General features: G+C 58.5%; 19 protein-coding genes. 8 read left to right on the top strand and 11 right to left on the bottom strand.

Annotated features, from left to right (window positions below):
• Positions 1–112: 112 nt before the first annotated feature.
• Together FHG12_RS15810 and FHG12_RS15805 are read left to right on the top strand one after the other, a co-directional pair.
• A complete protein-coding gene (locus FHG12_RS15810) occupies positions 113–850 on the top strand; it encodes a DUF4386 domain-containing protein (protein WP_139516648.1) in 738 nt (245 codons plus the stop codon).
• 209 nt (positions 851–1,059) lie between these two features.
• Entirely contained in the window at positions 1,060–1,800 is a 741-nt protein-coding gene (locus FHG12_RS15805; protein ID WP_230471148.1) for an alpha/beta hydrolase, read from the top strand.
• 100 nt (positions 1,801–1,900) lie between these two features.
• On the opposite strand, the gene FHG12_RS15800 is transcribed toward FHG12_RS15805, so the two are convergent.
• Positions 1,901–2,455 carry a hypothetical protein gene (locus FHG12_RS15800; protein WP_139516646.1) on the bottom strand — a complete coding sequence of 185 codons (555 nt, stop codon included), beginning with the start codon at positions 2,453–2,455 and terminating at the stop codon, positions 1,901–1,903.
• 466 nt (positions 2,456–2,921) lie between these two features.
• Between FHG12_RS15800 and FHG12_RS15795 the strand changes: the two genes are divergently transcribed.
• From FHG12_RS15795 to FHG12_RS15785, 3 genes are all read left to right on the top strand, one after another.
• A complete protein-coding gene (locus FHG12_RS15795) occupies positions 2,922–3,368 on the top strand; it encodes a BLUF domain-containing protein (RefSeq protein WP_165699425.1) in 447 nt (148 codons plus the stop codon).
• A 92-nt stretch (positions 3,369–3,460) separates the two neighbouring features.
• Complete coding sequence (locus FHG12_RS15790) at positions 3,461–5,323, top strand: PAS domain-containing sensor histidine kinase (protein WP_139516644.1); 1,863 nt, start codon at positions 3,461–3,463, stop codon at positions 5,321–5,323.
• A 164-nt stretch (positions 5,324–5,487) separates the two neighbouring features.
• Positions 5,488–6,870, top strand: a complete 1,383-nt coding sequence (locus FHG12_RS15785; RefSeq protein WP_139516643.1) for a TolB-like translocation protein — start codon at positions 5,488–5,490, stop codon at positions 6,868–6,870.
• Here the strand turns inward: FHG12_RS15785 and FHG12_RS15780 are convergent, their stop codons facing one another.
• Together FHG12_RS15780 and FHG12_RS15775 are read right to left on the bottom strand one after the other, a co-directional pair.
• The gene (locus FHG12_RS15780) at positions 6,871–7,953 is read right to left on the bottom strand and encodes an AI-2E family transporter (RefSeq protein ID WP_139516642.1); all 1,083 of its coding nucleotides are present in this window, start codon (positions 7,951–7,953) and stop codon (positions 6,871–6,873) included.
• Positions 7,954–8,071: 118 nt separating this feature from the next.
• The gene (locus FHG12_RS15775; protein WP_139516641.1) at positions 8,072–8,767 is read right to left on the bottom strand and encodes an HAD family hydrolase; all 696 of its coding nucleotides are present in this window, start codon (positions 8,765–8,767) and stop codon (positions 8,072–8,074) included.
• A gap of 104 nt (positions 8,768–8,871) precedes the next feature.
• Here FHG12_RS15775 and FHG12_RS15770 point away from each other — a divergent pair, with 104 nt between their 5' ends.
• On the top strand, positions 8,872–9,501 hold the full coding sequence (locus FHG12_RS15770) for a chloramphenicol acetyltransferase (RefSeq protein ID WP_139516640.1): 630 nt from the start codon (positions 8,872–8,874) through the stop codon (positions 9,499–9,501).
• A 127-nt stretch (positions 9,502–9,628) separates the two neighbouring features.
• Here FHG12_RS15770 and FHG12_RS15765 read toward each other — a convergent pair whose 3' ends face one another.
• The 4 genes from FHG12_RS15765 to FHG12_RS15750 form a co-directional block, all read right to left on the bottom strand.
• The gene (locus FHG12_RS15765) at positions 9,629–12,178 is read right to left on the bottom strand and encodes a DUF5916 domain-containing protein (RefSeq protein WP_165699424.1); all 2,550 of its coding nucleotides are present in this window, start codon (positions 12,176–12,178) and stop codon (positions 9,629–9,631) included.
• 401 nt (positions 12,179–12,579) lie between these two features.
• Positions 12,580–13,911 (bottom strand): leucine-rich repeat-containing protein kinase family protein, encoded by a 1,332-nt coding sequence (locus FHG12_RS15760; RefSeq protein WP_139516638.1) that lies wholly within the window; start codon positions 13,909–13,911, stop codon positions 12,580–12,582.
• Positions 13,912–14,240: 329 nt separating this feature from the next.
• The gene (locus FHG12_RS15755) at positions 14,241–14,627 is read right to left on the bottom strand and encodes a DUF3037 domain-containing protein (RefSeq protein WP_139516637.1); all 387 of its coding nucleotides are present in this window, start codon (positions 14,625–14,627) and stop codon (positions 14,241–14,243) included.
• Positions 14,605–15,405 carry a HipA family kinase gene (locus tag FHG12_RS15750; RefSeq protein WP_139516636.1) on the bottom strand — a complete coding sequence of 267 codons (801 nt, stop codon included), beginning with the start codon at positions 15,403–15,405 and terminating at the stop codon, positions 14,605–14,607. The genes FHG12_RS15755 and FHG12_RS15750 overlap by 23 nt, the downstream gene beginning before the upstream one ends.
• 523 nt (positions 15,406–15,928) lie before the next feature.
• Here FHG12_RS15750 and FHG12_RS15745 point away from each other — a divergent pair.
• A complete protein-coding gene (locus FHG12_RS15745) occupies positions 15,929–17,158 on the top strand; it encodes a multidrug effflux MFS transporter (RefSeq protein WP_139516635.1) in 1,230 nt (409 codons plus the stop codon).
• A 198-nt stretch (positions 17,159–17,356) separates the two neighbouring features.
• On the opposite strand, the gene FHG12_RS15740 is transcribed toward FHG12_RS15745, so the two are convergent.
• Positions 17,357–18,976, bottom strand: coding sequence for a protein adenylyltransferase SelO (locus tag FHG12_RS15740; protein ID WP_139516634.1), 1,620 nt, complete (start codon positions 18,974–18,976; stop codon positions 17,357–17,359).
• A 185-nt stretch (positions 18,977–19,161) separates the two neighbouring features.
• Here FHG12_RS15740 and FHG12_RS15735 point away from each other — a divergent pair, with 185 nt between their 5' ends.
• A complete protein-coding gene (locus FHG12_RS15735) occupies positions 19,162–19,941 on the top strand; it encodes an oxygenase MpaB family protein (RefSeq protein ID WP_139516633.1) in 780 nt (259 codons plus the stop codon).
• Between the two features lie 20 nt (positions 19,942–19,961).
• Here the strand turns inward: FHG12_RS15735 and FHG12_RS15730 are convergent, their stop codons facing one another.
• The 3 genes from FHG12_RS15730 to FHG12_RS15720 form a co-directional block, all read right to left on the bottom strand.
• Positions 19,962–20,654, bottom strand: a complete 693-nt coding sequence (locus FHG12_RS15730; protein ID WP_139516632.1) for a ClpP family protease — start codon at positions 20,652–20,654, stop codon at positions 19,962–19,964.
• Between the two features lie 123 nt (positions 20,655–20,777).
• Entirely contained in the window at positions 20,778–21,062 is a 285-nt protein-coding gene (locus tag FHG12_RS15725; protein WP_139516631.1) for a hypothetical protein, read from the bottom strand.
• Positions 21,063–21,068: 6 nt separating this feature from the next.
• Positions 21,069–21,677 carry an RNA polymerase sigma factor gene (locus tag FHG12_RS15720; RefSeq protein WP_230471147.1) on the bottom strand — a complete coding sequence of 203 codons (609 nt, stop codon included), beginning with the start codon at positions 21,675–21,677 and terminating at the stop codon, positions 21,069–21,071.
• Positions 21,678–21,795: the final 118 nt, after the last annotated feature.

Raw genomic sequence — 21,795 nt, 5'->3', positions numbered from 1 at the left:
GATGAGAAAACGAGAACCTCGCATACGCTCCAACGACGCCGTCCTACCATCCGCGGCCGGCGCGACCGCATTGCAAACCCACACAGACAGCGTTCCTTAACAAACCAAGGCAATGGACTCGGGCATATACACAGGCAAAACTTCCCCGCAGGTTTACGCCCGAATCGGCGGAGCGCTTTATCTGGTTATCATAGCTACCGGCATCTTCGGAGAGCTCTTCGTCAGAGGCAAGCTTGTGGTATCCGGCGACGCTACCGCTACGGCGCATAACATCATGGCTTCGCAGTTGCTGTGGCGCAGTGGCATTGCTGTCGACCTAATCACGCATATTTGCGATGTGCCGTTGATGCTGATCTTTTACGTGCTGCTGCGGCCCGTAAACAAGCATCTGGCGTTGCTGGCGTTGCTTTTCACGTCGATCCAGACCGCGGTTTTGGTTGCCTTCGACCTAAGCCTTTTGGTGGCTTTATTTCTACTGGGAAGCGCCGATTACCTAAAGGCATTCCAGCCCCAGCAGCTGCATGCGCTGGCCTATGTGTTTATCAAATCGTACAGCAACGGCTTTGGCATCGGCCTAATATTCTTTGGTTTTGCCTGCCTTGTGCTAGGGTATTTGATTTTCAGATCGGGTTATCTGCCCCGGTTTATAGGGGTGTTGATGCAGATTGCCGGCTTATGTTACCTCACCAATAGCTTTGCCCTGCTCCTGGCTCCCGCCGTTGCGAACCTGTTATTTCCCGCGATTCTGCTTCCTTCCTTTATCGGAGAATTGGCATTTTGTCTGTGGCTTCTCGTAAAGGGCGTCAACCTTCCGAAATGGGAAACCCACGTAAGCCCGGAACATGGCTGAGTGGCGTTATCGGCAATTCACGCCACCACTACATCACTAGGACAAATTCCACCGCCAACTTCAAACTGCATAACTGCTTGAAAATCAATTTCATACTTCTACTGTCTTTTCTAACTACCTTATGTTTTGGCCAAACGAAGAAGAAGGCTCAAAACGCCGACCAAAGCCGGCCTTTTGTATTGGGGTCTGTCCGCGAAATACAGTCTAAAGTGTTGGCCGAGAAGCGAATCCTCAATATTTATGTCCCCGAAGGCTACAGCGATAAGGACACGACCCGGTATCCGGTGGTGTATCTGCTCGATGGCTCCGCGGATGAAGACTTCATCCATGTCGTAGGCCTTTACCAGTTCAATAATTTCTCCTGGATAGAACGGGTGCCCAAGTCAATCATTGTGGGAATTGCCAATGTGGACCGAAAGCGGGATTTCACCTATGCCACTACCATTGAGGCCGACAAAAAACGATACCCCACCGCTGGGCACTCGGATAAATTTATCGCCTTTCTGGAGAGCGAGTTACAGCCCTACATTCAGGCTAAATACAAAACCGCAGCTTCTAAAACCCTGATCGGGCAATCGCTGGCGGGGCTTTTGGCCACCGAGGTCCTGCTGAAAAAGCCCAATCTGTTTAGCCAATACATCATCGTCAGCCCCAGCCTTTGGTGGGACAACGGCTCGCTGCTCAACCTGAACCTTGAAGCGATGAACCAGGTCATCAAATCGCCCAAAGGCGTTTACATCGGCGTCGGAAAAGAGGGACTGGGTCCAAGCGACATTCCGCATGTGATGGAAGTTGATGCCAACCTGCTGGTGGAAAAGCTGATGTTGCTCAAAAACCCAAATCTGCGCATCCACTTCGACTACTTGCCCGAGGAAAACCACGCGACCATCACGCATCAAGCCGTATTCAACGCGTTACGGCTGCTTAACCCAGTGCCTAGTAAGAAATAGACTATCAGGCAGTTACAAGCTGCTGCCAAAATATCTGTATGAAAAAAGCGCCAACTGCCGATGCAGTTGGCGCTTTTTTCATACAGATGCTCTGCTCCGTTCAGGGCGCGGTGGAGTTGCCGGCTTGTTCTGCTTCATCTGAGTTCTGGTCCGGCTTGGCGGGGTTAGGGTTGTTCATGCCGATGCGCTGGGTCAGCGCATCGTCGGGCCGGTTGTGGAGCTCGAACTCGCCCGTGAAGGGATTTTGCTGGGTGTCGGGGTTGCGGTCGGAAAGGTCTTCGCGACCACCGCTGCTCCCCACGCCCCCGCGCTGGCCGCTTTGGTCGTATCCGCGGTCTTCGTCGTTGTTGAACCCGGCGCGGCCCATGCCTTCGCCGCGGCCTACGGCGCCGGAGTTGTCGCCGGTGCCGGCCGCGCCTTGGCGCCGCTGTCGGTCGAAGTCGGAGCCCTGGCCCATGTCCGAGCCGCCCGAGTTGGCGTCTTGCCGAGGACTGCGCAAGCCTACGCCATCGCGGAAATCACTGGCGCTTGCCCGTACCGTGGACATGTCGCGCGGGTCGTCTTCGGGCTGCGAGACCGGGGCCTGATCCGCGCCGAGCTGGGCCGGATCGGTGGGGGTATTCAACTCGTCGTCGGGCTGATTGTGAGTAGCCATGATGCAGCAAAAAGTTGGGTGGGAAAACAGGACCTACTTTCTGCATACTACACTGGCTGAGGAAGGTTATACCCATTTTATCGGGCCTTATTCTCACAATTTAAATGTTTGATTATCAATTACTTAACTATTAACAAGAACAACGAACAAGTGGCCGTAAAACCAGTACTGCTCCACCTACCCAGGCTGCGGCGACTTGGAAGTGTTCCGGAATCCGGCGGGGAAAGCTAAATTTGCGGTCGGAAGAAGAAACAGAGCGGGCATTTGCCCTGAGCAGTCGGGGGTGCAGGAGAAAAGACAGCAAGGACCACAGCCGATGAGGGCGCAGCGGGCCGATAGTCTAACTATCTTTTCCGTCCCGCGTATTTTGCAAGCTCGACCGTTACCCCTTCTTCCTACCACAGTCCGCGCTGCTGATCTGGTGCCGTTCCGCAGCGCAGAAAGCAGCAGCGCTACTTTTTTTCGTATGATTCACATTATTTACATGAGTCGGGCGGTACGGCCGCTTTCCGACGCCGATTTGCAGGCCCTGCTGGAGCAGTGCCGCCGCGATAACGCCGCCCACAACGTCACGGGCGTCTTGTTTTACAGCCACGGAAACATCGCGCAGCTCATTGAGGGCGAGCCAGAAGTGCTGGAGCCGCTGTTTGAAAAAATTGCGCGCGACGGTCGCCATTCCCACGTGGTGAAGCTGGCCGACAAGCCCATCGCTGCCCGCAGCTTCGCCGACTGGAGCATGGCCTTTCACCCCATCGAAACGGAAGGATTCCGGGCTTTGCAAGGGTTTTTTATGCCCGAAGAAGCATCCATTGTGCCCGACAACATGAGCATTGCCGACGCCCTGCTGGTGGACCTCGTGCGCCTGGCCGTTTTCGGCGCCAATAAGGCCCCAAGCGAGCCGGTTTCTGTCTAACCTTAGGTTTTTTTTACTACTCCTGCCCTCTTTCGTCGCGGTCGCTTTTGCTGCGGCCCTGCTACTTCCCCGCTCTGCCCCACCCTTTTGTCATGCACGAACCACAGCTACAGAAAATTCTTCGGCACATGCCGGCGGGCGTTGCCACGCTGCTCGGGCCGGAATTGCGCTACGGCTTTGTGAATGAAGTCATGCACACGGTGCTGGGGAGCGAAATGCCGCTTGGGCAGCCGCTATCGGAGAATCCGGGCGCCATCCCGGCCGATTTGCTGGAGGTGATGCAGCAGGTGTACCGCTCGGGCAGTCCGTTTGTAGCCAAAGCCTACGGGTTGCCCATTACGGAGCCCGGCGACGAGCATCCTACGCCCCGCTATTTCGATATCGCCCTCGAACCGACCAGTGACGATGCGGGCGCCGTGAACGGGCTGTTGTTGTTTGCCGTGGACGTGACGGTGCAGGAAGAAGCCCGGCAACGCGCCCACGAGCTGGCCCTCGAAACGCGCCGCCTCGATGCGCGCCTGCGCGTGCTCACCGAAACGGCCCCGCAGATCACGTTTACCGTGGATGCCGCCGGCAAATACGAGTACGTCAGCCCGCAGTGGTACTACTTTACGGGCCAGCCGCCTACCACCGACCTGAACGCCATCTGGCCGCTGCTGATTCACCCCGACGACCGGCTGCGGGTGCTGTATCAGTCGGAAGCAGCCCGGAAAGCTGGCACCGGTTGGAGCTACGAATACCGCTTGCGGCGTCACGACGGGCAGTACCGCTGGCTCCTGAGCCGCGCCCTGCCCGAGCTGCACGCCCCCGACAAGCCCGTGTTCTGGCACGGAGCCGTGACCGAGGTGCACGACCAGCGGGAGTTGGCCGAAGCCCTGCGCCGGGGCGAAGCCGAGCTGCGCTTCCTGGCCGACAGCATTCCGCAGCTGATCTGGACGGCCACGGCGGAAGGACTCATTGACTACTACAACCAGCACACCGGCCAGTACACGGGTCTCTCGACGCAGGAGCTCGGCCCCACGGGCTGGGTGGCGCTGCTGGCCCCCGACGAGCAGTCCGCTGCGGCCCGCCGCTGGGTGCAGTGCGTGGCTACGGGCGAAGAATACGAAGGCCTGTACCGGATGCGGCGCCACGACGGGCAGTACCGCTGGCACATCATCCGGGCGCGGCAGCTCACAGACAGCCGCGGCCCGCGCTGGTTTGGCGCCTGCACCGACGTCGATGATCAGCACCGCCTGCGCGAAGTGCTCCAAACCCAGTACGACGAGCTGGCCCGCACCAACCGCGACCTGGACACCTTCGTGTACACCGCTTCCCACGACCTGAAACAGCCGCTGCACAACCTTCGGGGCTTGTTTGAGGAGTTGCGCCGCGCGGCTTCCTTCCACGACCCCGACGAAGAACGCCTGCTGCAAATGGTGGAAGATTCGCTGCACCAGCTCGATGTTACGCTCTTCGACTTGGCCGCCACCGTGCAGGACCAGCGCGAGCTATCGGCGCCGGTCGAGTCGCTGGATTTGCGCAGCGTGGCCGAGGAAGTACTACTGGGCTTGCGTACCCAAGTGCAAGATGCCCAAGCTGTTGTCGATCTGGATTTTAGCCAGGCTCCTACGCTCACGTATGGCCGCGCCAACCTGCGCAGCGTGCTTCATAATTTGCTCAGCAACGCCCTCAAGTTTGCGCACCCCGAGCAGCCTCCGCACATCAAAGTAAGCAGCGCCCTTTCGGCCAGCGGGCAGCCCCAGCTTTGGGTGCAGGACAACGGCATGGGCATGGAGCTGAATGATACGCCGGAACTGGCGTTCAACCTCTTCGAGCGGCAGCACCCCGACTTGCCCGGCGCGGGCGTGGGCCTGTACTTGGTGCAGCGCATCGTCCATAACCGCAACGGGCACCTGGAAGTAACCAGCACCATAGGCGAAGGCACCACGTTTGTGGTGCACTGGTTTGAATAGCCGACGCCGCAACTCACATAGCCTGAGCACTTAAGCGCCGGGCAGGCCAGCAGGAGGGTGCAGGACGGAACGGCGGCGCGATCTGGCGTCTTTGGTTATCGGATGCGGGCGCATTGGCCAAGCATCCACATAATCTATTGATAACCAAATAGTTGCGTCTAGCCATGAAAAGGACTCCGAATTTGCTGTTTGCGGCCCTGAGCGCCACCCTGCTGCTGGCCACGCCGGCCTATGCCCAAATTGGCAAGCGGTTTCCTTCGGAGCGCAAAGTGGTGAAAGACCCCGTGACGGGCACCCCGCTCACCTTCCTGACCAGCACGCCCCAGGGCGATTCCAAGATCTACCAGACGCACACGCAATGGACTTCGGACGGGCAGTGGCTTATTTTCCGCTCCAGGCGGGTGCCGGGCGAGGCCACGGCGGTTAATGAGAAAACCGGCGAGATGGTACAGGTGACGGAAGGCGGTTACACGGGCATGCTCAACATTGCCCGCAAGTCGATGAAGCTGTATTTCATGCGCACGCCTGCCAAAGGCGCCACCCCCAGCCCCGAAGCCAGCGTGCAGATCATCGAGGTGGATTTGGCCAAGCTTTTTGCCGACAGCAAAGCCGGGAAGATGCAGCCGGCCTCGGTGTACCAGCGCGTGTGCGGCACCACCCCGCCCGAAATGGGCGCCGGCGGCGACATGGCGCTGGATGCCGACGAACAGGTAGTGTATTTCCGCGTAGGTAAAGCCGAAGCAGCCAAGCACTTAGCTGCGAACACCAAGATTGAGGGCAATTTCGGACCGCGCAACATGGGCGCCGGGCCGGCCGGGCTGGCCAGCATGAACCTCAAAACCGGGGTGTTTAAGCACGTGGTGTCGGTGCCGTTTCAGATTGGCCACGTGCAGACCAACCCCTGGGTGCCGGGCGAAATCGTGTTTTGCTGGGAAACCGGCGGCAAGTCGCCCCAACGCACCTGGACGGTACTGGCCGACGGCTCGGGCCTGCGCCCCCTCTACCCCGAAGCCGACTACGAGTGGGTGACGCACGAAGCCGTGATCACGCGCGATGAGGTGGCGTTTGCCATCATGGGGCACCGCAAAATCAACTTCAACAAAGAAGCCGCCACCGCCAGCACGCAGCCCAGCGACCCGCGCAATCCGGGTCAGGAGGCGGGCTGGGGCGAGGCCGGTACCCGCGAAAAACCAACGGGCCTGGGCATTGTAAACCTGAGAACGCGGGAAATGACCATCGCGGGCCAGACGCCCAGCGGCAGTGGCTTGTGGCACGTAAGCGGCTCAGCCGATGGCCGTTGGGCCGTGGGCGACGATTTTTCGCGCAGCCTCTACCTCATCGACCGGCACACGCGGGAAATGATCCTGCTGACCACCGGCCACAAGGAAACTGCCGCCGACCATCCGCATCCCACCTTCAGCCCCGACGGCACCCGCATCCAGATTCAGTCGGCCATGCTCTCGGCCGATAACCGATCGATGAATATCTGCATTGTGCCCGTGCCCGAAGCCTGGCTGAAGCGCACGTACAAAGACAAAGCGAAGTAACTACCGGCTCCGCGCCGACTTGCCGGGACGCGGGCGCTCTTCGTCGCCGAGCAGCGTGGCCCACGGTTTCATCGGCTCGATGCGGTCGAAGACAATCTTGAGGATGGCAATGCCGGGCAGCGCCAAAAACATACCCGGCACGCCGCCAATGGCATTCCCGACCAGCACTCCCACGATGGCCGCCAAGGCATTTACCTGCACTTTACCGGCCACAATGCGCGGTATAAGTATATGATTATCAATGAATTGTATAACCATATATACAACCACCACGCCAATGGCGTAGCCGTAGCTGTCTTTTGCCACGAAGGCCATGAGCACCGGCAGCAGAATGGCAATCAGGCCGCCGATGTAGGGAATGAAATTGAGCAAAGCACCCAGCACACCCAGCAACAAGGCATACGGAATGCCTAGTAGCAACAGCCCGATTACGTTGAGCACGGCCACAATGCCCCCTTCAATCAGCAAGCCGACCATGTAGCTTTGGATGGTGCTTTTGCTTTCGTGCAGCACTTCCTCCACGCCCGTGTCGTGGCGGCGGCCCGAAAACACTTGAATGAGGAAGGTAACCAGCCGCTCGCGGTAGAGCAGCAGCAGAAACACGTACACCGGCACCAGCGTAGCCACCACCAACAGCCCCGATACGGTCGTGAGCGTTTGACCCAGCAACGCGGTGCCCCGGCTGGTACCTTCACGCAACCACCCCAGCAGGCGCTCGTTGGTGATGCCGAAGTGGGCATCGAGCCAGCGGACCAGCTCTTGCTGCGCCTGTAACAGCTTGACTTTGAACAGCGGCAATTGCGAGGCCAGCTGCGCGGCTTGCAGGTAAATAAAGTACAGCAGCCCAGCCAGCGCCACTACGCCAACCAGCACCGTCAGGCCGATGGCCAGCAGTTCCGGCACCCGATGGCGGCGCAGCCACTGCTCAATTGGCAGCAGCAGAATCGCAAAAATGGCCGCAAAGAAGATCGGAAACAGAATTTCGCCGGCGATGTGCAGCGTAAAAACGAGTAAAGCCAAACCCAGCAGCACCAACGGCGCCTTGACATAAAATGGGAGGTCTACTTTGGGGGCTTCGTTCATCGGCAAGGCCTTAATGTATATTCCTGATACGCAGGCCCGTACCGGAAAGGTGTCCGAGCAGCTAGGGTCAAGCACAACATTGCTCTCAACCCTAAGCCGCAGTCACGGTCGAGCAGCGTTAAGGCAGATAAGCCAATGCTTCTTTCAGGGAGTCGGCCCGGTGGAACGTAATGCCAACTAATTGATCGGCAGGCACTTCTTCGTGAATCCAGGTGGCGTGGTACGGCACGTGCACGGCCCGCGCGCCCAACTTGGCCACGGGCAGCACGTCGGACTTCAGCGAGTTGCCGATCATCACGAAGTCTTCGGGGCGCACTTGGTAGCGCATCAGGAGGCGGCGGTACGTAGCCTCGTTTTTCTCGCTTACAATTTCCACGTGGTCAAAGTAATCGCCGAGGCCAGAGCGGGCCAGCTTGCTTTCCTGGTCGAAAAGGTCGCCTTTGGTCAGGAGCATGAGCGGCACGCCGCGTTGTTTCAACTCGGCCAGCACTTCTTCCACGTGGGGCAGCAGTTCGATTGGGAAATCGAGCAGGCGCTTGCCGTAATCGAGGATTTGCTGGATTTCATTGCCGGTCACGCGGCCGTTGGTAAGCTGAATGACTGTTTCTATCATACTGAGCATGAAGGACTTGGCTCCGTATCCGAACAGGTGCATATTTTGGCGCCACACCTCATAGAAGCGGCGACCCAAGGTATCGGCGTCGGCGTAGTGGGTGAGCAGGGCGTAAAGCTGTTCTTCGGCGTAGTCGAAGTGGGGCTGGTTGGGCCACAGGGTATCGTCGGCGTCGAAGGCAATGAGTTGGAGCGTCGTCATGGTTGGGTAGCAGCAAATCGGGCACGGGCGGCGCTACCCTCGGCGCAGAAACGGCCCGGGCGCGGGTGGCGCAGAGCCGGCAAAGTTACCGAACTTGCGCCCCCATGAAACACCTGATTGACCTAAGCAAGTGGCCCCGCCGCGAGCACTTCGCCTTCTTTTCGGCGTTTGACGAGCCGTTTTTTGGCTTGGTAGCCGAGGTAGATTGCACCAAAGCCTATGCAGAATCGAAGCGGCTGGGCCTCCCATTTTTTCTATACTATCTCTACCAAGCCCTGCAAGCGGCCAACGAAATCGAAGAGTTTCGCTGCCGCATCGAAGACGGACAGGTGTACCGCTACGACCGCATTCACGCCTCCGCGACCATTGGCCGGCCCGATCGCACGTTTAGCTTTTCGTTTATAGAGCAGCAAGACACGCTCGATAGCTTCCTAGCAGGCGCTAACGCAGAAATAGAAGCCGTGCAGCATAGCTCCGGCCTGCGCCTGAACGACACCACCAGCCGCCCCGACGTGATCCATTTCTCAGCCATTCCGTGGGTCCGGTTCACGGGCCTGACGCATGCCCGCAGCTTCCAACACCCCGACAGCTGCCCCAAGATTTCGGTAGGTCAGTCGTACCAAGATGGCGCTACCATGCGCATGCCAGTCTCCGTGAATGTGCACCACGGCCTAGCAGATGGCTACCATGTGGGCTTGTTTTTGGAGGCTTTTCAGCGGCGGCTTAATCAGTAGACTGGCTATTAAGTACGTCGCCGCTGAAAGTCCTGCGAGGGTTTGTCGGTCTTAGGTAGAAAAGCCTCAACCACATCAGCGGCCGGGGCTTTTCTCTTTTTGATAGCCCAGGAAAGCAAGTCAAGTGCTACTTCTGCCGTTTAAACGTCAGATAATCCAGATAATACAACACCTTGATTGACAAGGAGTTATTATGTGGCGTATTGATCGTGCGGTTGAAGTTGTCGAAGTACTGCGGCGTGGCTTCGTCGGCGAGCAAGAAGGAGGAGCCGGCATTTTTCCAGACGATGTTGACCTGCGAGCCCGGCGCAAACCACCACGCATACACGGCGTCCACGTTGAAGGCGTTGTAGGTATTGTCGCGGTTGCGGCGGTAGTCGACGAGCGTCTCTTGGCCACCGGGCGCGAGTGTGGAGAAATCTTCGTAGCGCACGTTGCTGGTGTAGTGGCGCGTGCGCAGCGTAAACGACATGCGGTTGTTGAAGGTGTAGGCCACCGACACCACGTTCGACACCGTGGCCACGTCGCGCCGGCCCAGCAGAATCTGGTTCATAAACGGCTGATCGAGTGGCTCATCGGTGCTAAGGCCGCCGTTTACGAAGCCGATCTGGTTGTGCACGATGCTCCAGTCGAGGCTGTAGCGAAACGTGAGGTGGTCGTTGACGCGGTAGCGCGGGTAGAAGCCGGCGAGGTACTTGATGCGGCGCGGCCGCCCGAGCCGGTCGTCGAGGGCGAAGGTGCGGTTGCCCACGTTGACGCCGTACGACAGCTTTTTGCGCGTGTCGGAGTTGGCAAACAGCACGAAGCCGGTGTTGGCGGGCAGGTGCACGTAGTACTTGCCCAGCGGGAAGGTGCGCGGCTCGTAAAAGTCGTGGCTGGCGGGGTCGGTATCGAAGTCGAAGCCGATCTGTAAGAAGCTTTTGGTGAAAGTCGTATTGGCGCCGAGGTACAGGTAACTGCTTTGGTAAAGCGTGGGCTTGTAGAGCAGGGAGTGGTTTATCTCGCTGAAAACGGAGAAGTTATTGACCTTCCAGAAGGGCTTGTAGATGCGGTAGGCGACGTCCAGAATCTGGGTGATGTTGTTGTTGCCAAACAGAATGCCCAAGTCGTTGGGGTTGTAGGAAGCCGACTCGATGCCCTGGCTCAGGCTCCAGGTGAAAGCGCCGCTGATTTTGCTCACTCCTACTTTGTATTTGTAGCCATCGCGGTCGTCGATTGGGGTGGCTTCCCCGAAGGTTTGACCGCGCCGCCGCGAGTACACCAGCTGCCCATCGACTGCGTAGGAGTTCTTCTTGTTCGCAAAGCGAAACAGCCCGCCGGTCACGTTGGCGTCGTAAGTGTTGCCGGCGCGCGTGACGTTGGTATTGATCAAGCTCACATACGAGTTATTTTTCAGCGACTGGTCGAGCACGAAGATGTTGTAATTGCTCAGTGGCTGGGTCATGACCCGGCGCTCTTTGCCGGTTTCTTCGTTGCGCACGGTGGCGTACATCTCGTTCGACACGGCATTGAACAGCCCGACGCCCAGCCCATTTTTCGTGCGGCCCGATATTTTGGTAGCGTTCAGCAGTCGGGTTTCGGCTGGGTTGCGCAGGATTTTTTCCTTGTCGCCCACCGCCACGTTGTAGAAGCCCACCGGCGTCGCGCCTACCCTGCGCGAATAGAAAAGATTGCCCTTGTTGAACAGCTCGGTGCCTTCGGTAAAAAACTGCCGGTTTTCGGTGAACTGCACCTCAAACGGCGACAGGTTCAGCACTTGGTTGTCGCTTTGCACCTGCCCAAAATCGGGCACCAGCGTGGCGTCCAGGGTGAAGCTTTCGTTGATGCCCCACTTGAGGTCGGCGCCCCCGTTGAAGGAAGTTGTGGTGCGGCGCGTGCCCTCGGCGTTGAGCGGATTGTGGTTGACATAAGCCGACACGTACGGCGTCAGCGAGAGGCGCAGAGGCGGTTTGATGTCGCGCACGCCGCGCAAATCGCCCCACTGGTTCACGAAACCGTCCACGGCGGGCTTCACTTCGTTCCAGAAAAACTGCGCGTTGTCGCGCTTGCGTTGGCGAGCAAAGTTGAGGCCCCATAGCTGCTCTGGCGCATTGCTGAAACGGATAGCCGAGTACGGAATGCGCATTTCAGCAATCCAGTCGGTGCCCCGGATGGAAGTGCGGGCGTCCCACACAGCGTTCCAGTTGAAGTCCTCGCCGCCGGCTGGCGAATAGCGCCCGTCGAGCTGCACGCCGGACGTAGTAACCGTAAAATTGTAGCCGTTGAGTTGGTCGTGGTACGTATCCAGAAACACGGAGAAAAGGTCGGTGTTGCCGAAGTTGTCGCGCTGCGTGATTTCGTGCAAAATCGAGTCTGGCGACGAGTCGTGCATAATGGCCCCTACGTACAGCGCCGCGTCGTCGTAGAGCACGCGCACTTCGGTTTTGTGCTTTTCGGGCACGCCGGGGTTGGGCCGCTGCTGAATGAAATCGGAGGCGATGGGTGCCTGCTGCCACACGGCTTCGTCGAGCACGCCGTCGAGCTTAATAGCTTCCGTGATGCGCACGGCCTGAAGCTGGCGTTTGGGCCCCGGCGTGGCTGAAGTTGAAGCGGCAGGCGTCTGGGCGGAAGTTAGCCCGGTTCCCACTCCCCACATCAGAAGCAGAAAGAAACAGCGCAGCGTACAAGTAAGCGACATAGCAGAAAAGATTTGGGAAAAGGCGCGGGCACAGATCAGCGATGACCTTGGTTGGGCCATGACTTCGCCAGCCGCCACCAGCGACCAGCAAGGGCAAAAACGGTGGAAGGGAAAGTGAGTAGCGGACGCCAGGAAAAGGTTGCCTGGGTAATGCTGAAGCCTAAAAAGCGAGCCTCAGCGGCTGAATTCGACGTGGATACTGCCCGATTTGGCGAAGGTTACAGCCGGCTCAAAAAATATTTTTGGGCAGCAGCACCGGGGTGTGCAAAGGCCCTTTTGACAAAACAGCCTTGCCTATATAAATTACTGATTGCCAATATCTTGTGCAATACATTTTCCAAAGTAATACAAGCCGTCAGCAAGTGGCGCGCCGTATCTGCATGCAACTATCAGGAACAGTGTTAGTTAGCCCCGCGCAAAGCCGTCAGAACTTCCTGGATCTCTGAAAACAGCGGGCGCGCCGTCGGGTCAGGATGGGCACACCGACGCTGCACCTCTTCGAGTGCTTGTACCACTTCTGACGTGGCCGGGGCTTCGCAACGCTCCAACAATTCTTCCAGCAAGCAGGCAAAAGCCCTCACTTCCAAGCGCTGCAAGGCATGCGCCACGCCTTGCTGATCCGGTTCGAAAAAGCAGGCGGCCCCAAAGTCGCCCAACAAAGCCTCACCGGCATTGGTAGTCAGGATGTTGTGGGCATACAAATCGCCGTGCAGGATGCCGCGGGCGTGCAGGTGCTGGGCCGCTCCCGCTATGCCCTGCGCGATCCGCAACGCCGCTTCGAGGCCAAACGCGGTGCCCGCGGCATACTCGTCGCGGGTACACGAGGCGAAGCTGGGCGGACTAGCCAAGTTGCCAAAGGCCGGGTCAATCAGCTCCAGCACCAAGCCTTGAGCCCCGGCCGGATGCTGGCCGATTTTGCCCTCTACGGCAATCAAATTGGGATGCGTGCCCGCGCTGATGCACGCCGACATTTCGCTGTGCGGCAAGCCATCGCTGGTTACTGCGCCCTTAAACAGCTTGACGGCCACTTCCTGAGCCGCCGCGCCCTGCGGCTGCCAGCGCGCCTGATAAATAACCCCGGATGCGCCTTCGCCAAGCGGTTGCTGCACGGCAAGTTGCTGCCACTCAATAACATCGATGGGGTACTGGGCCACGGCGGCAGCTTCGATGCGGTCGCAGAACGGGTTGCCAGCGTAGGCCAGCCACGAGAGCCGCGGCAACGAAAACAGCCATTCGGGCAAGGCCGTGAAGCAGTTGGCCGCAATGCGCAGCAACTCCAGCCGCGTACACGCGGCCATCGATGTAGGCAGGTGGCTTAGCTGGTTGCCAGCCAGCAGAAGCTTCTGTAAGTACGCGCAGTTGCCAATCTCAGCGGGAAGCTCATCTATCTGATTATCAGTCAGAATCAACCACCGAAGCTTTGGCGGCAGGGCCGCGGCGGGCAGCGTCCGGATGCGGTTGGCTTTGAAGCCAATCATGCTCAGCTCGGGGCATTGACCCAGCACTTCGGGCAACGTCGTGAACTCGTTATTAGAGCAAAACAGGATGCGCAGCTTGTGCAACCGCCCCAAATCGGCGGGTAGCGTCGACAGCGCATTGCCCGTGAGATTGAGGATCTCCAGCGAATCGGCCAGGTCGAAAATCTCGATGGGAAACTCGGTCAGACCACAAGACAGATCGAGGCGGGTGACGCCGGCCAATTCTCCGGCGCGCAGTTGGTCAAGCGTGTGCATGGCGCAAAGGTAGCCCACGCGCTCATACGCCTACGTTTCGTTCGACCGGAGGCGCTTGCCGAAATGGTTGTAACCTACTCTGATAGAGGTATTTATTTGCCTTGCAGCAAGTTGTATAAAATCCAGCTTACGGCCATTGTCCCCATGATGTACCAGCCCCATCTCGCGTAGTTATCGGGTGGCGTGTCAAATTTCTTGGGCCGGGGTTTTAATCCTGGGAGGTTCATAACGCACAGCTTCGAGCTCTATGAAGATTTTCTCTTCATACGAGTAGTCCGGAGCCGATTGTTACTTATTTATTTCGCAATCTATCAACACGTTGAGCTTTCTCACTGCACGAGCTGGGCAAACAATCGCTCTAATGTGGCGGCAGCGTCTTCGCAAAGGCCGGGGTGCACACACGAGGTTTGCACCACGGTGCTTCGCGTGGCAGTCAACCACCTAAATCGCTCAGCAATAGACAGTTGCCCAATTACTCCACCTTCTGCCCTGCCCCGGCAAATTCGCTCGAACGAACGCAGGCGCTCAGCTATCTCTTGCAGGTCTAGCTCTTCGCCGGCAAAGGCGCGCAACCGGGCTTCGGGCAACGCATAGCGGGTTTGCAAAAAGCCCAGCGACCGGCAGTACAAGATGACACCGACGTTGATAAATTCTTCGCGCTCCACGCGGGGCACCACGCGCAGCACGGCGTACTCAAATAAGTGCTTTCCGGGCATTCTGCGCTTCCTGAACAAAGGTGTTAGATGTGGCGAGGCGGCTTTCCAGAAACTGGCGGTAGGCCTCGCGCTGCTCGTGCGCCGAGTCCGTGGCGAAAGCTTCCGTCAGCCACTCGTCGGGCACCAGCGCCACAATGGCCCGGATGCGCTCCGGCGTAAGCAACGCCCGGCTTTCGGCATCAACGGCCTCTAGCTCACTGGCTTGGGGCAGCAGCACATGGTCTTTCACCTGGCCAAACGAGCGCTGCTTTTCCGGCTGCGCCCAGCCCGGCCCGGCGTGGTGCACGTAGAGGGCCGCGCCGTGGTCGATGAGCCAGAGCTCTTTATGCCACATGAGCAGGTTGGTGTTGCGGGCGGTGCGGTCCACGTTCAGGGTCAGGCAATCGAGCCACACCACCTGGGAGGCAAGGTGCGCGTCGACGGTATTTACCAGCGCATCGAAGGTGCTGGCGCCGGAGAGGTAATGCAGGCCCAGGTTCAGCCCAGTGCTGGCGCGCAGCAAATCCTGAATTTCCTCGTCGGGCTCGGTGCGGCCAAAGGCTTCGTCGAGCTCGCAGAACACCAGCTCCGGCACCCGCAAGCCCATCGTGCGCGCCAATTCGCCCACGATCAGCTCGGCAATAAGTGCCTTGATGCCCTGCCCGGCACCCCGAAACTTGAGCACGTACAAAAAGCCGTCGTCGGCTTCGGCGAGGGCCGGCAGCGAACCGCCTTCGCGCAGCGGCGTGACGTAGCGCGTCACTTCAACGGTGCGAAGCGATAGAGAATCAACCTGCATACAACACGGAAAAAAATCAGGAGTAAGGCGCGCAAATAACAAACATTGCCGGAAGATTCACCGCGGCCCCAACCTCTTACAACACCAGAACGTCCAACTCCCCTCCCCAGATGAGGAGGGGATACTTCCGCAAGCGGAAGCGGGGTGGTTGAGGTCGTTGTTTACGTAGGCGGTCATGCCGCAAACCGGTTGTTACTGTTCTCACTAAACAACCTCAGCAACGATTCCACCACCCCAGCGGCAGCTTTGCTGCCGCGTCCCCTCCTCAGTTGAGGAGGGGAGTTGGACGTTCTGGGATTGTTTTAGGAGGTAATTTGCACTGTTTTTCGGCCAGCTTTGTCATGAGGACTTCGATCTGTGCTGCCTCCGTCTGCTTCTAAATTCCCGACTTCATTTTGGCATTCCGTAATCCAAGACTACTTGGAGCAGCACATATACGCCAAATGGGGTGCCCTATAGCCCTCTAGTTAAATATCTCATTATCAAATAATTAACAAACAGTAATATTGCTGTTACGTCGTTCATGTCCAAGCAAAAGTACTTTTTCCTCATCCTGATTTTGGGCAGCCTTACAGCCCTTGGTCCTTTCTCCATCGACATGTACTTGCCGGGGTTTCCGGCCATTGCGCAGGACCTGAACACGACGGCAGCGCGCGTGGCCTTGTCGTTGTCGAGCTTTTTTATCGGCATTTCGGCGGGGCAGCTTTTGTACGGGCCGCTGCTCGACCGCTTTGGCCGCAAAACGCCGCTGTACCTGGGCCTGGGCCTGTACATCGCCGCTTCGGTAGGCTGCGCGACTATCCGTACCATCGACGGGCTGATTGTACTGCGGTTTGTGCAGGCCATCGGGAGCTGCGCGGCGGGCGTGGCGTCGGTAGCAATGGTGCGCGACCTGTTCCCGGTGAAGGACAGCGCGAAGGTATTTGCGCTCCTAATGTTGGTAGTGGGCCTCTCTCCGATGATCGCGCCCACCGTGGGCAGCTACGTTACGGCCGCTTTTGGGTGGCAGGGCGTATTTATTACGCTCGGCATCATGGGCGCCATGATGCTGATTGCCAGCCGGTTGTGGCTGCCCGAAAGCTACACACCGGATACGTCGCTGTCCTTGAAACCCGGTCCCATCCTGACCAATTTCTGGGCCGTACTGCGCGAGCCGCAGTTTTACACCTACACTTTTGCGGGCGCGGTGGCGTTTAGCGGTCTGTTCGCCTACGTGGCCGATTCGCCCCTGGTATTCATGGATATCTTTGGGGTAGATGCCAAGGTGTACGGCTGGATTTTCGCCTTTTTGTCGATCGGCCTGATTGGTTCTAGTCAGGTAAACAGCGTGCTGCTGCGCAAATACCAAAGTCAGCAACTCATCTTTGCCGCCCTGATTTGCCAGGTCATCACCAGTCTGGTTTTCCTGGCCCTGACTTCCTTGGGCATGATTGGACTGGGCGGCACGATTGCGCTGCTTTTTATTTTCCTGTGCTGCCTTGGGTTTAGTAACCCCAATACGGCTGCGCTGTCGTTGGCGCCGTTTTCCAAGAACGCGGGCAGCGCTTCGGCCCTGATGGGCGCCATCCAGATGGGAATGGGCTCCTTGGCTTCGATGGGCGTCAGCGTGTTTAGCAACCACACGGCCGTGCCCATGGTCACTATTATGGCCGCTACCTCGCTGCTGGCCCTGCTCCTGCTGGTGATCGGCCGCCGACAAATTGTGGAGCAGGTAGAAGTGCCTACCGGGCAGCTCGCGGCCCCGGTGCATTGATCCAACGCCACTTACTGTGTCCCGTTGCTTCAACCACTCTTTAATCATTTGTCATGCAGAGCGCAGCGAAGCATCTCTCCCGCTTCGTTGAGTTACTACTCAATAGAGATGCTTCGCTGCACTCTGCATGACAGGCGTTTTTAGCCCGAACGTTTTAGGATAAAAGGCAGGAAAAAGCCGCTGTGCCCCAACTACACTTTACGAGCTGCACGACAACGTAGCGCAGCCGGGCTTGTGCCGTGCCCATTCGGGGCGCTTGGCTGCAAACTCTTCATGCTCAGGCTGTTCGGCAAATGGGGTTTTGAGCACTTGCATCAGCGTATTCAGGTACGACAGATCGCCGGTTGCAGCAGCATCGATCGCTTTCTGGGCCAAGTAGTTACGCAGCACATACTTGGGGTTGGCGCTGAGCATGCTCTCGCGAATGGCTTCAGGGCCTGCCGTTTCTTGGCGGAGCCGCTGCGCATACCGCGCAAGCCATTGCAACAAGGCGCCATGCCCTTGGCTTTGTGGCGGCGCGTACGAGTTGGCTTCGACTAGGTCCCGCAGCAACGCCTCCTCGTTTTCCGGGCGGGTGAGCAAGGCCGGGGCCGTGTGCGAGAGGTTGCGGAAAAACAGCGTCATATCCATTTCGGCGTCGGTCAGGGCCTGGGGCAAGGCTTCGAGCAGGTTCTGATCAGCATCCTGTGCGGTTGCCGAAGTGATGCCCAGCTTTTTTAACATCATCGCGTGCTGGGTTTTGGCCAGGGTTTCGGCGTATACCTCCAGGCCGGCGTTGAGCTCCTTGGGGTTTTCTACCAGCGGCGTCAGGGCCCGGCCGAGTTGCGCCAGGTTCCAGAGGGCAACGTTTGGTTGCTGGCCGAAAGAATAGCGCCGGTAGCCAAAATCGGTGGTGTTGGGCGTCCAGTCGGGGTCATAGGGCTCCAGCCAGCCATAAGGGCCGTAGTCGATGGTAAGACCCAGGATGGACATGTTGTCGGTGTTCATGACGCCGTGCACGAAACCCACTGACTGCCAATATGCTATCATAACCGCCGTCCGCCGACAGATTTCATCAAACCACTTCAGATATACTTCCGGCGAGGGCTCGCCCAACTCGGGGTAATGGTGGCGAATAACGTAATCAGCCAAGGCGCGCAGGTTGTCGAGCTCGCCGGTAGCCACCATGATCTGGAAGTTGCCAAACCGGATGAACGTAGGCGCGACCCGCGCCACGATGGCGCCGGGCTCATCCTGCGGGTTGCCGTTGTAAAACATGTCGCGCACCACCGTATCGCCCGTGCCCACCAAGCTCAGGGCCCTCGTAGTAGGCACGCCGAGGTAGTGCATGGCCTCGCTGCACAAAAACTCCCGCAACGACGAGCGCAGCACCGCCCGCCCGTCGGCGCGCCGCGAGTACGGCGTAGGGCCGGCGCCTTTTAGCTGGATTTCCCAGTTGGTGCCATCGGTGGCCGTGAGCTCGCCCAGGGAAATAGCGCGGCCATCGCCAAGCTGCCCGGCCCAGTTGCCGAACTGGTGCCCGCCGTAGCGAGCCGCAAACGGCTTCATGCTCTGCGTGACCAAGTTACCGGCCAAAGCCGCCACGGCGGGGCTGCGCTCCGCTGGCTTAGCCAACCCGAGGAACGCCGCCAAATCATCGGACCAAGCGAGCAAATGCGGGTCCTGCACCGGCGTGGGCTCGACGCGCGAATAGGTGTAGCCGGGCACTTGGCGCGGACTTTTGTTGCCGGAAGCTTCGCCGCGCAATTCTTCCACAAAGGAGTTCTGAAAAACTGCTTGGTCGAACTCCTGCTCGAGCTGCTGAGTCTGTATTTCCATAATGAAGAGGCGATCTGGTGAGCAGCGGAACAGTTGGTGGTCGCTGCTAGATGCCCAACGCGAATCCGGTGCGCAGGATTCGGATGAGCTCCCAGATTTTGTACGGAAAGGTAGCGGCAGATCGTTTTAAGCGGTGATACCCACGTAGTTCGGAGCCTTTTGCGTTTCTTTCCGGTTCTTACATTATGGAATATTTCGTACCGAACCACTCGATCGTGCGCACCATTTGGGGCAAGGCCGATACGGTGCTGTTCATATTTGCTGGCGCGGCGGCCGAGTTTGCCCTCAACAAAGCCGTTGACTGGCTTTATTTCACCGGCCGGTTGCCCGCCGACCCGTTGGGCCGCCTGTTTTCCACCGTCGAGTACGCCCGCCAGATCGTGTTTGCCGAGCGTGCCTCGGCCGAGCGCGCCATCGACACCATCACGGCCATTCATGCCGCCGTGGAGGCCAAGCGCGGCGTAGCCATTCCGGCGTGGGCGTACCGCGACGTGCTGTATTTGCTCATCGACTACGCCATCCGGTCGTTTGAAGCGCTGGAAAGGCCGCTTACGACGGCCGAAAAAGAGGAAGTTTTCGATGTTTTTGCCCGCGTGGGCCAGCGCATGCGCATTCCCGATCTGCCCTCGACGTACGCGGCGTGGCTGGTAGTGCGGCAACAACACCTTGCTGCCGACCTCGAATACAGCCGTTTCACCGCCGACCTGTACCAACAGTATCGGCGGCACTTGGGGCCTCTGCGCTACTGGCTGTTGCTGCAAGCCCAGCGCCTCGTGGTGCCGGCACCGGTTCGGGAGTTGCTGCGGCTGGGTACTTGGTCGTGGTTGCGGCCGGTCGTGCCCATTTACCGGCAGATTCAGCATCTCTCGCTCAGCCGCTGGGTAAAAGGTGCGTTGCTCCCGTCCGAATACAAAGCTCAGATCGAGGCGTTGGACATAGAGCCTCCCAGGCTGAGCCTACGATAATACAACCTATTGATTAAAAGCTATTTACGCTCCAACACCTCATCAATGAGGCCGTATTTCTTGGCCTCGTCGGCGCGGAGCCAATAGTCGCGATCTGAGTGGTCGTGGATTTCTTGGTAGGTTTTGCCGGTGTGTTTCGCCAAAATCTCGTAGAGTTCTTTGCGCATTTTCAGGATCTCGCGGGCCGTAATTTCGATGTCGGCAGAAGGCCCCTGCGCCCCGCCCGAAGGCTGGTGAATCATGACCCGGGCGTGCGGCAAAGCCGAGCGTTTGTCCTTTGCCCCGCCCGCCAACAGCACCGCGCCCATGCTCAAAGCCACGCCGGTACAAATGGTGGCCACATCGGGCCCAACGTATTGCATGGTGTCGTAGATGCCCAGCCCGGCATACACCGAGCCACCCGGCGAATTGACATAGAGCAGGATATCCTTCTTCGCATCCGCCGATTCCAGAAACAGCAGCTGCGCCGTGATGATGTTGGCAATGTTGTCGTCCACGGCCGTGCCCAGAAACACGATGCGGTCCATGATCAGGCGCGAAAACACGTCGATTTCGGCAAAGCGCGTGGGGCGCTCCTCGATTACGGAGCGCGTCATATTGGTGACCATTGGGTACGCCTGCCCGGCCACGTGCTGAAAGTATTGGTCAAAGGCCAAGCCGTTGATGCCGTGGCCTTTGACGGCGAATTTTCGGAATTCCAGGTGGTTTAACATCGCTAAAACGGTGAAAAGTGTGGGCAAAACGGTGCCTATGCGCTCCTGTGCAAGGGCGCTGAGTGGCAAGCAGCGTGTGCCGATTAGAAAGAAAAAAGGAAAACTAGCGAAACAGATATACCGCTATAAGTATTTAACCGTCAAATACTTATAGTAATCATAAAATTTACCGAACCAACCGCTGCGCGGCGTGCCGTATAGCCGGTTATGAATGGCCGTCAGCTCGCGCCGAAGCTGACGCCGCCCGGCGCTATACAGGCCCTGATACAGAAGCTGTTGAGCCTCGGCATCGGCGCGCAGGTCCGGATCGAGCAGTAATTGCACGTTCCAGTCGGGCGCGTCGGCTGGCTGCGACTCGCCGCGCAGGTGGCGCTCAATGCGTTGCAGACGTTCTAGTTCGGGCCGCATAACGTGTTAGTAGATAAGGGTTTCTGCAAGCACTGCCCGCACCGACTTACGCAGCCGCTCCAGACACTTGAATTTCTGGACCGTGGCTGAGCGCACGCTGCGGTAATGGTGCGTCTCGGCAATCTGGTGCAAGGGCTGCTGGAAATAGTAAAAAGAGAGCAGAATGCTTTTGCATTTCTCGCCTAGCTGCTCCACATATTCGAGCACCGACAAAGCCGTTTCGGACTCCGTTTCCGACGCCGTTGGCTCGGCATCTTCCAGAAGATCGGTTTCGGTCAGTTCGCATTGCGGAGTGTGGCTGCGGCGGCTTAGCTCGCGGCGCCACAGGTTGCGGCAGACGCTCACCAAGTACGTGCTGGCCGAAGCCGTCAGGACCAGGGTGCCGCCCACGGCCTTCTCGTAGAAAATGACCAGCGCGTCCTGAAACACATCTTGAGCATCGTGCACGGTGCCGCCGTTGCGTAGCACGTACCGGCGCACCATCGGAAAAGTGCGTTGGTAGAGGCGCGTGAGGGTCCGTTCGCGGTCGGCAAGCAATGCCTGCCGGAGCTGCGCGGCGGAGTCGGCGGCGGGTAGCGCGGCGGTATCAAATGACTTCATCGGAACGAGTTGCATACTGGTTAATCCGATTTTCTCTCAACTATCACCCTCGATATTTACAGAAAAACAAATTACTGCTTAATATGCTCACGCCTTTGCCTAGCCCCGAACCGGAGACGGGTATACGGCTTAG

Source organism: Hymenobacter jejuensis, from assembly GCF_006337165.1.
Lineage (GTDB): Bacteria > Bacteroidota > Bacteroidia > Cytophagales > Hymenobacteraceae > Hymenobacter > Hymenobacter jejuensis.
Note: the sequence above shows the minus strand (reverse complement) of the source record. Positions and strands in the feature narration are given on the sequence as shown.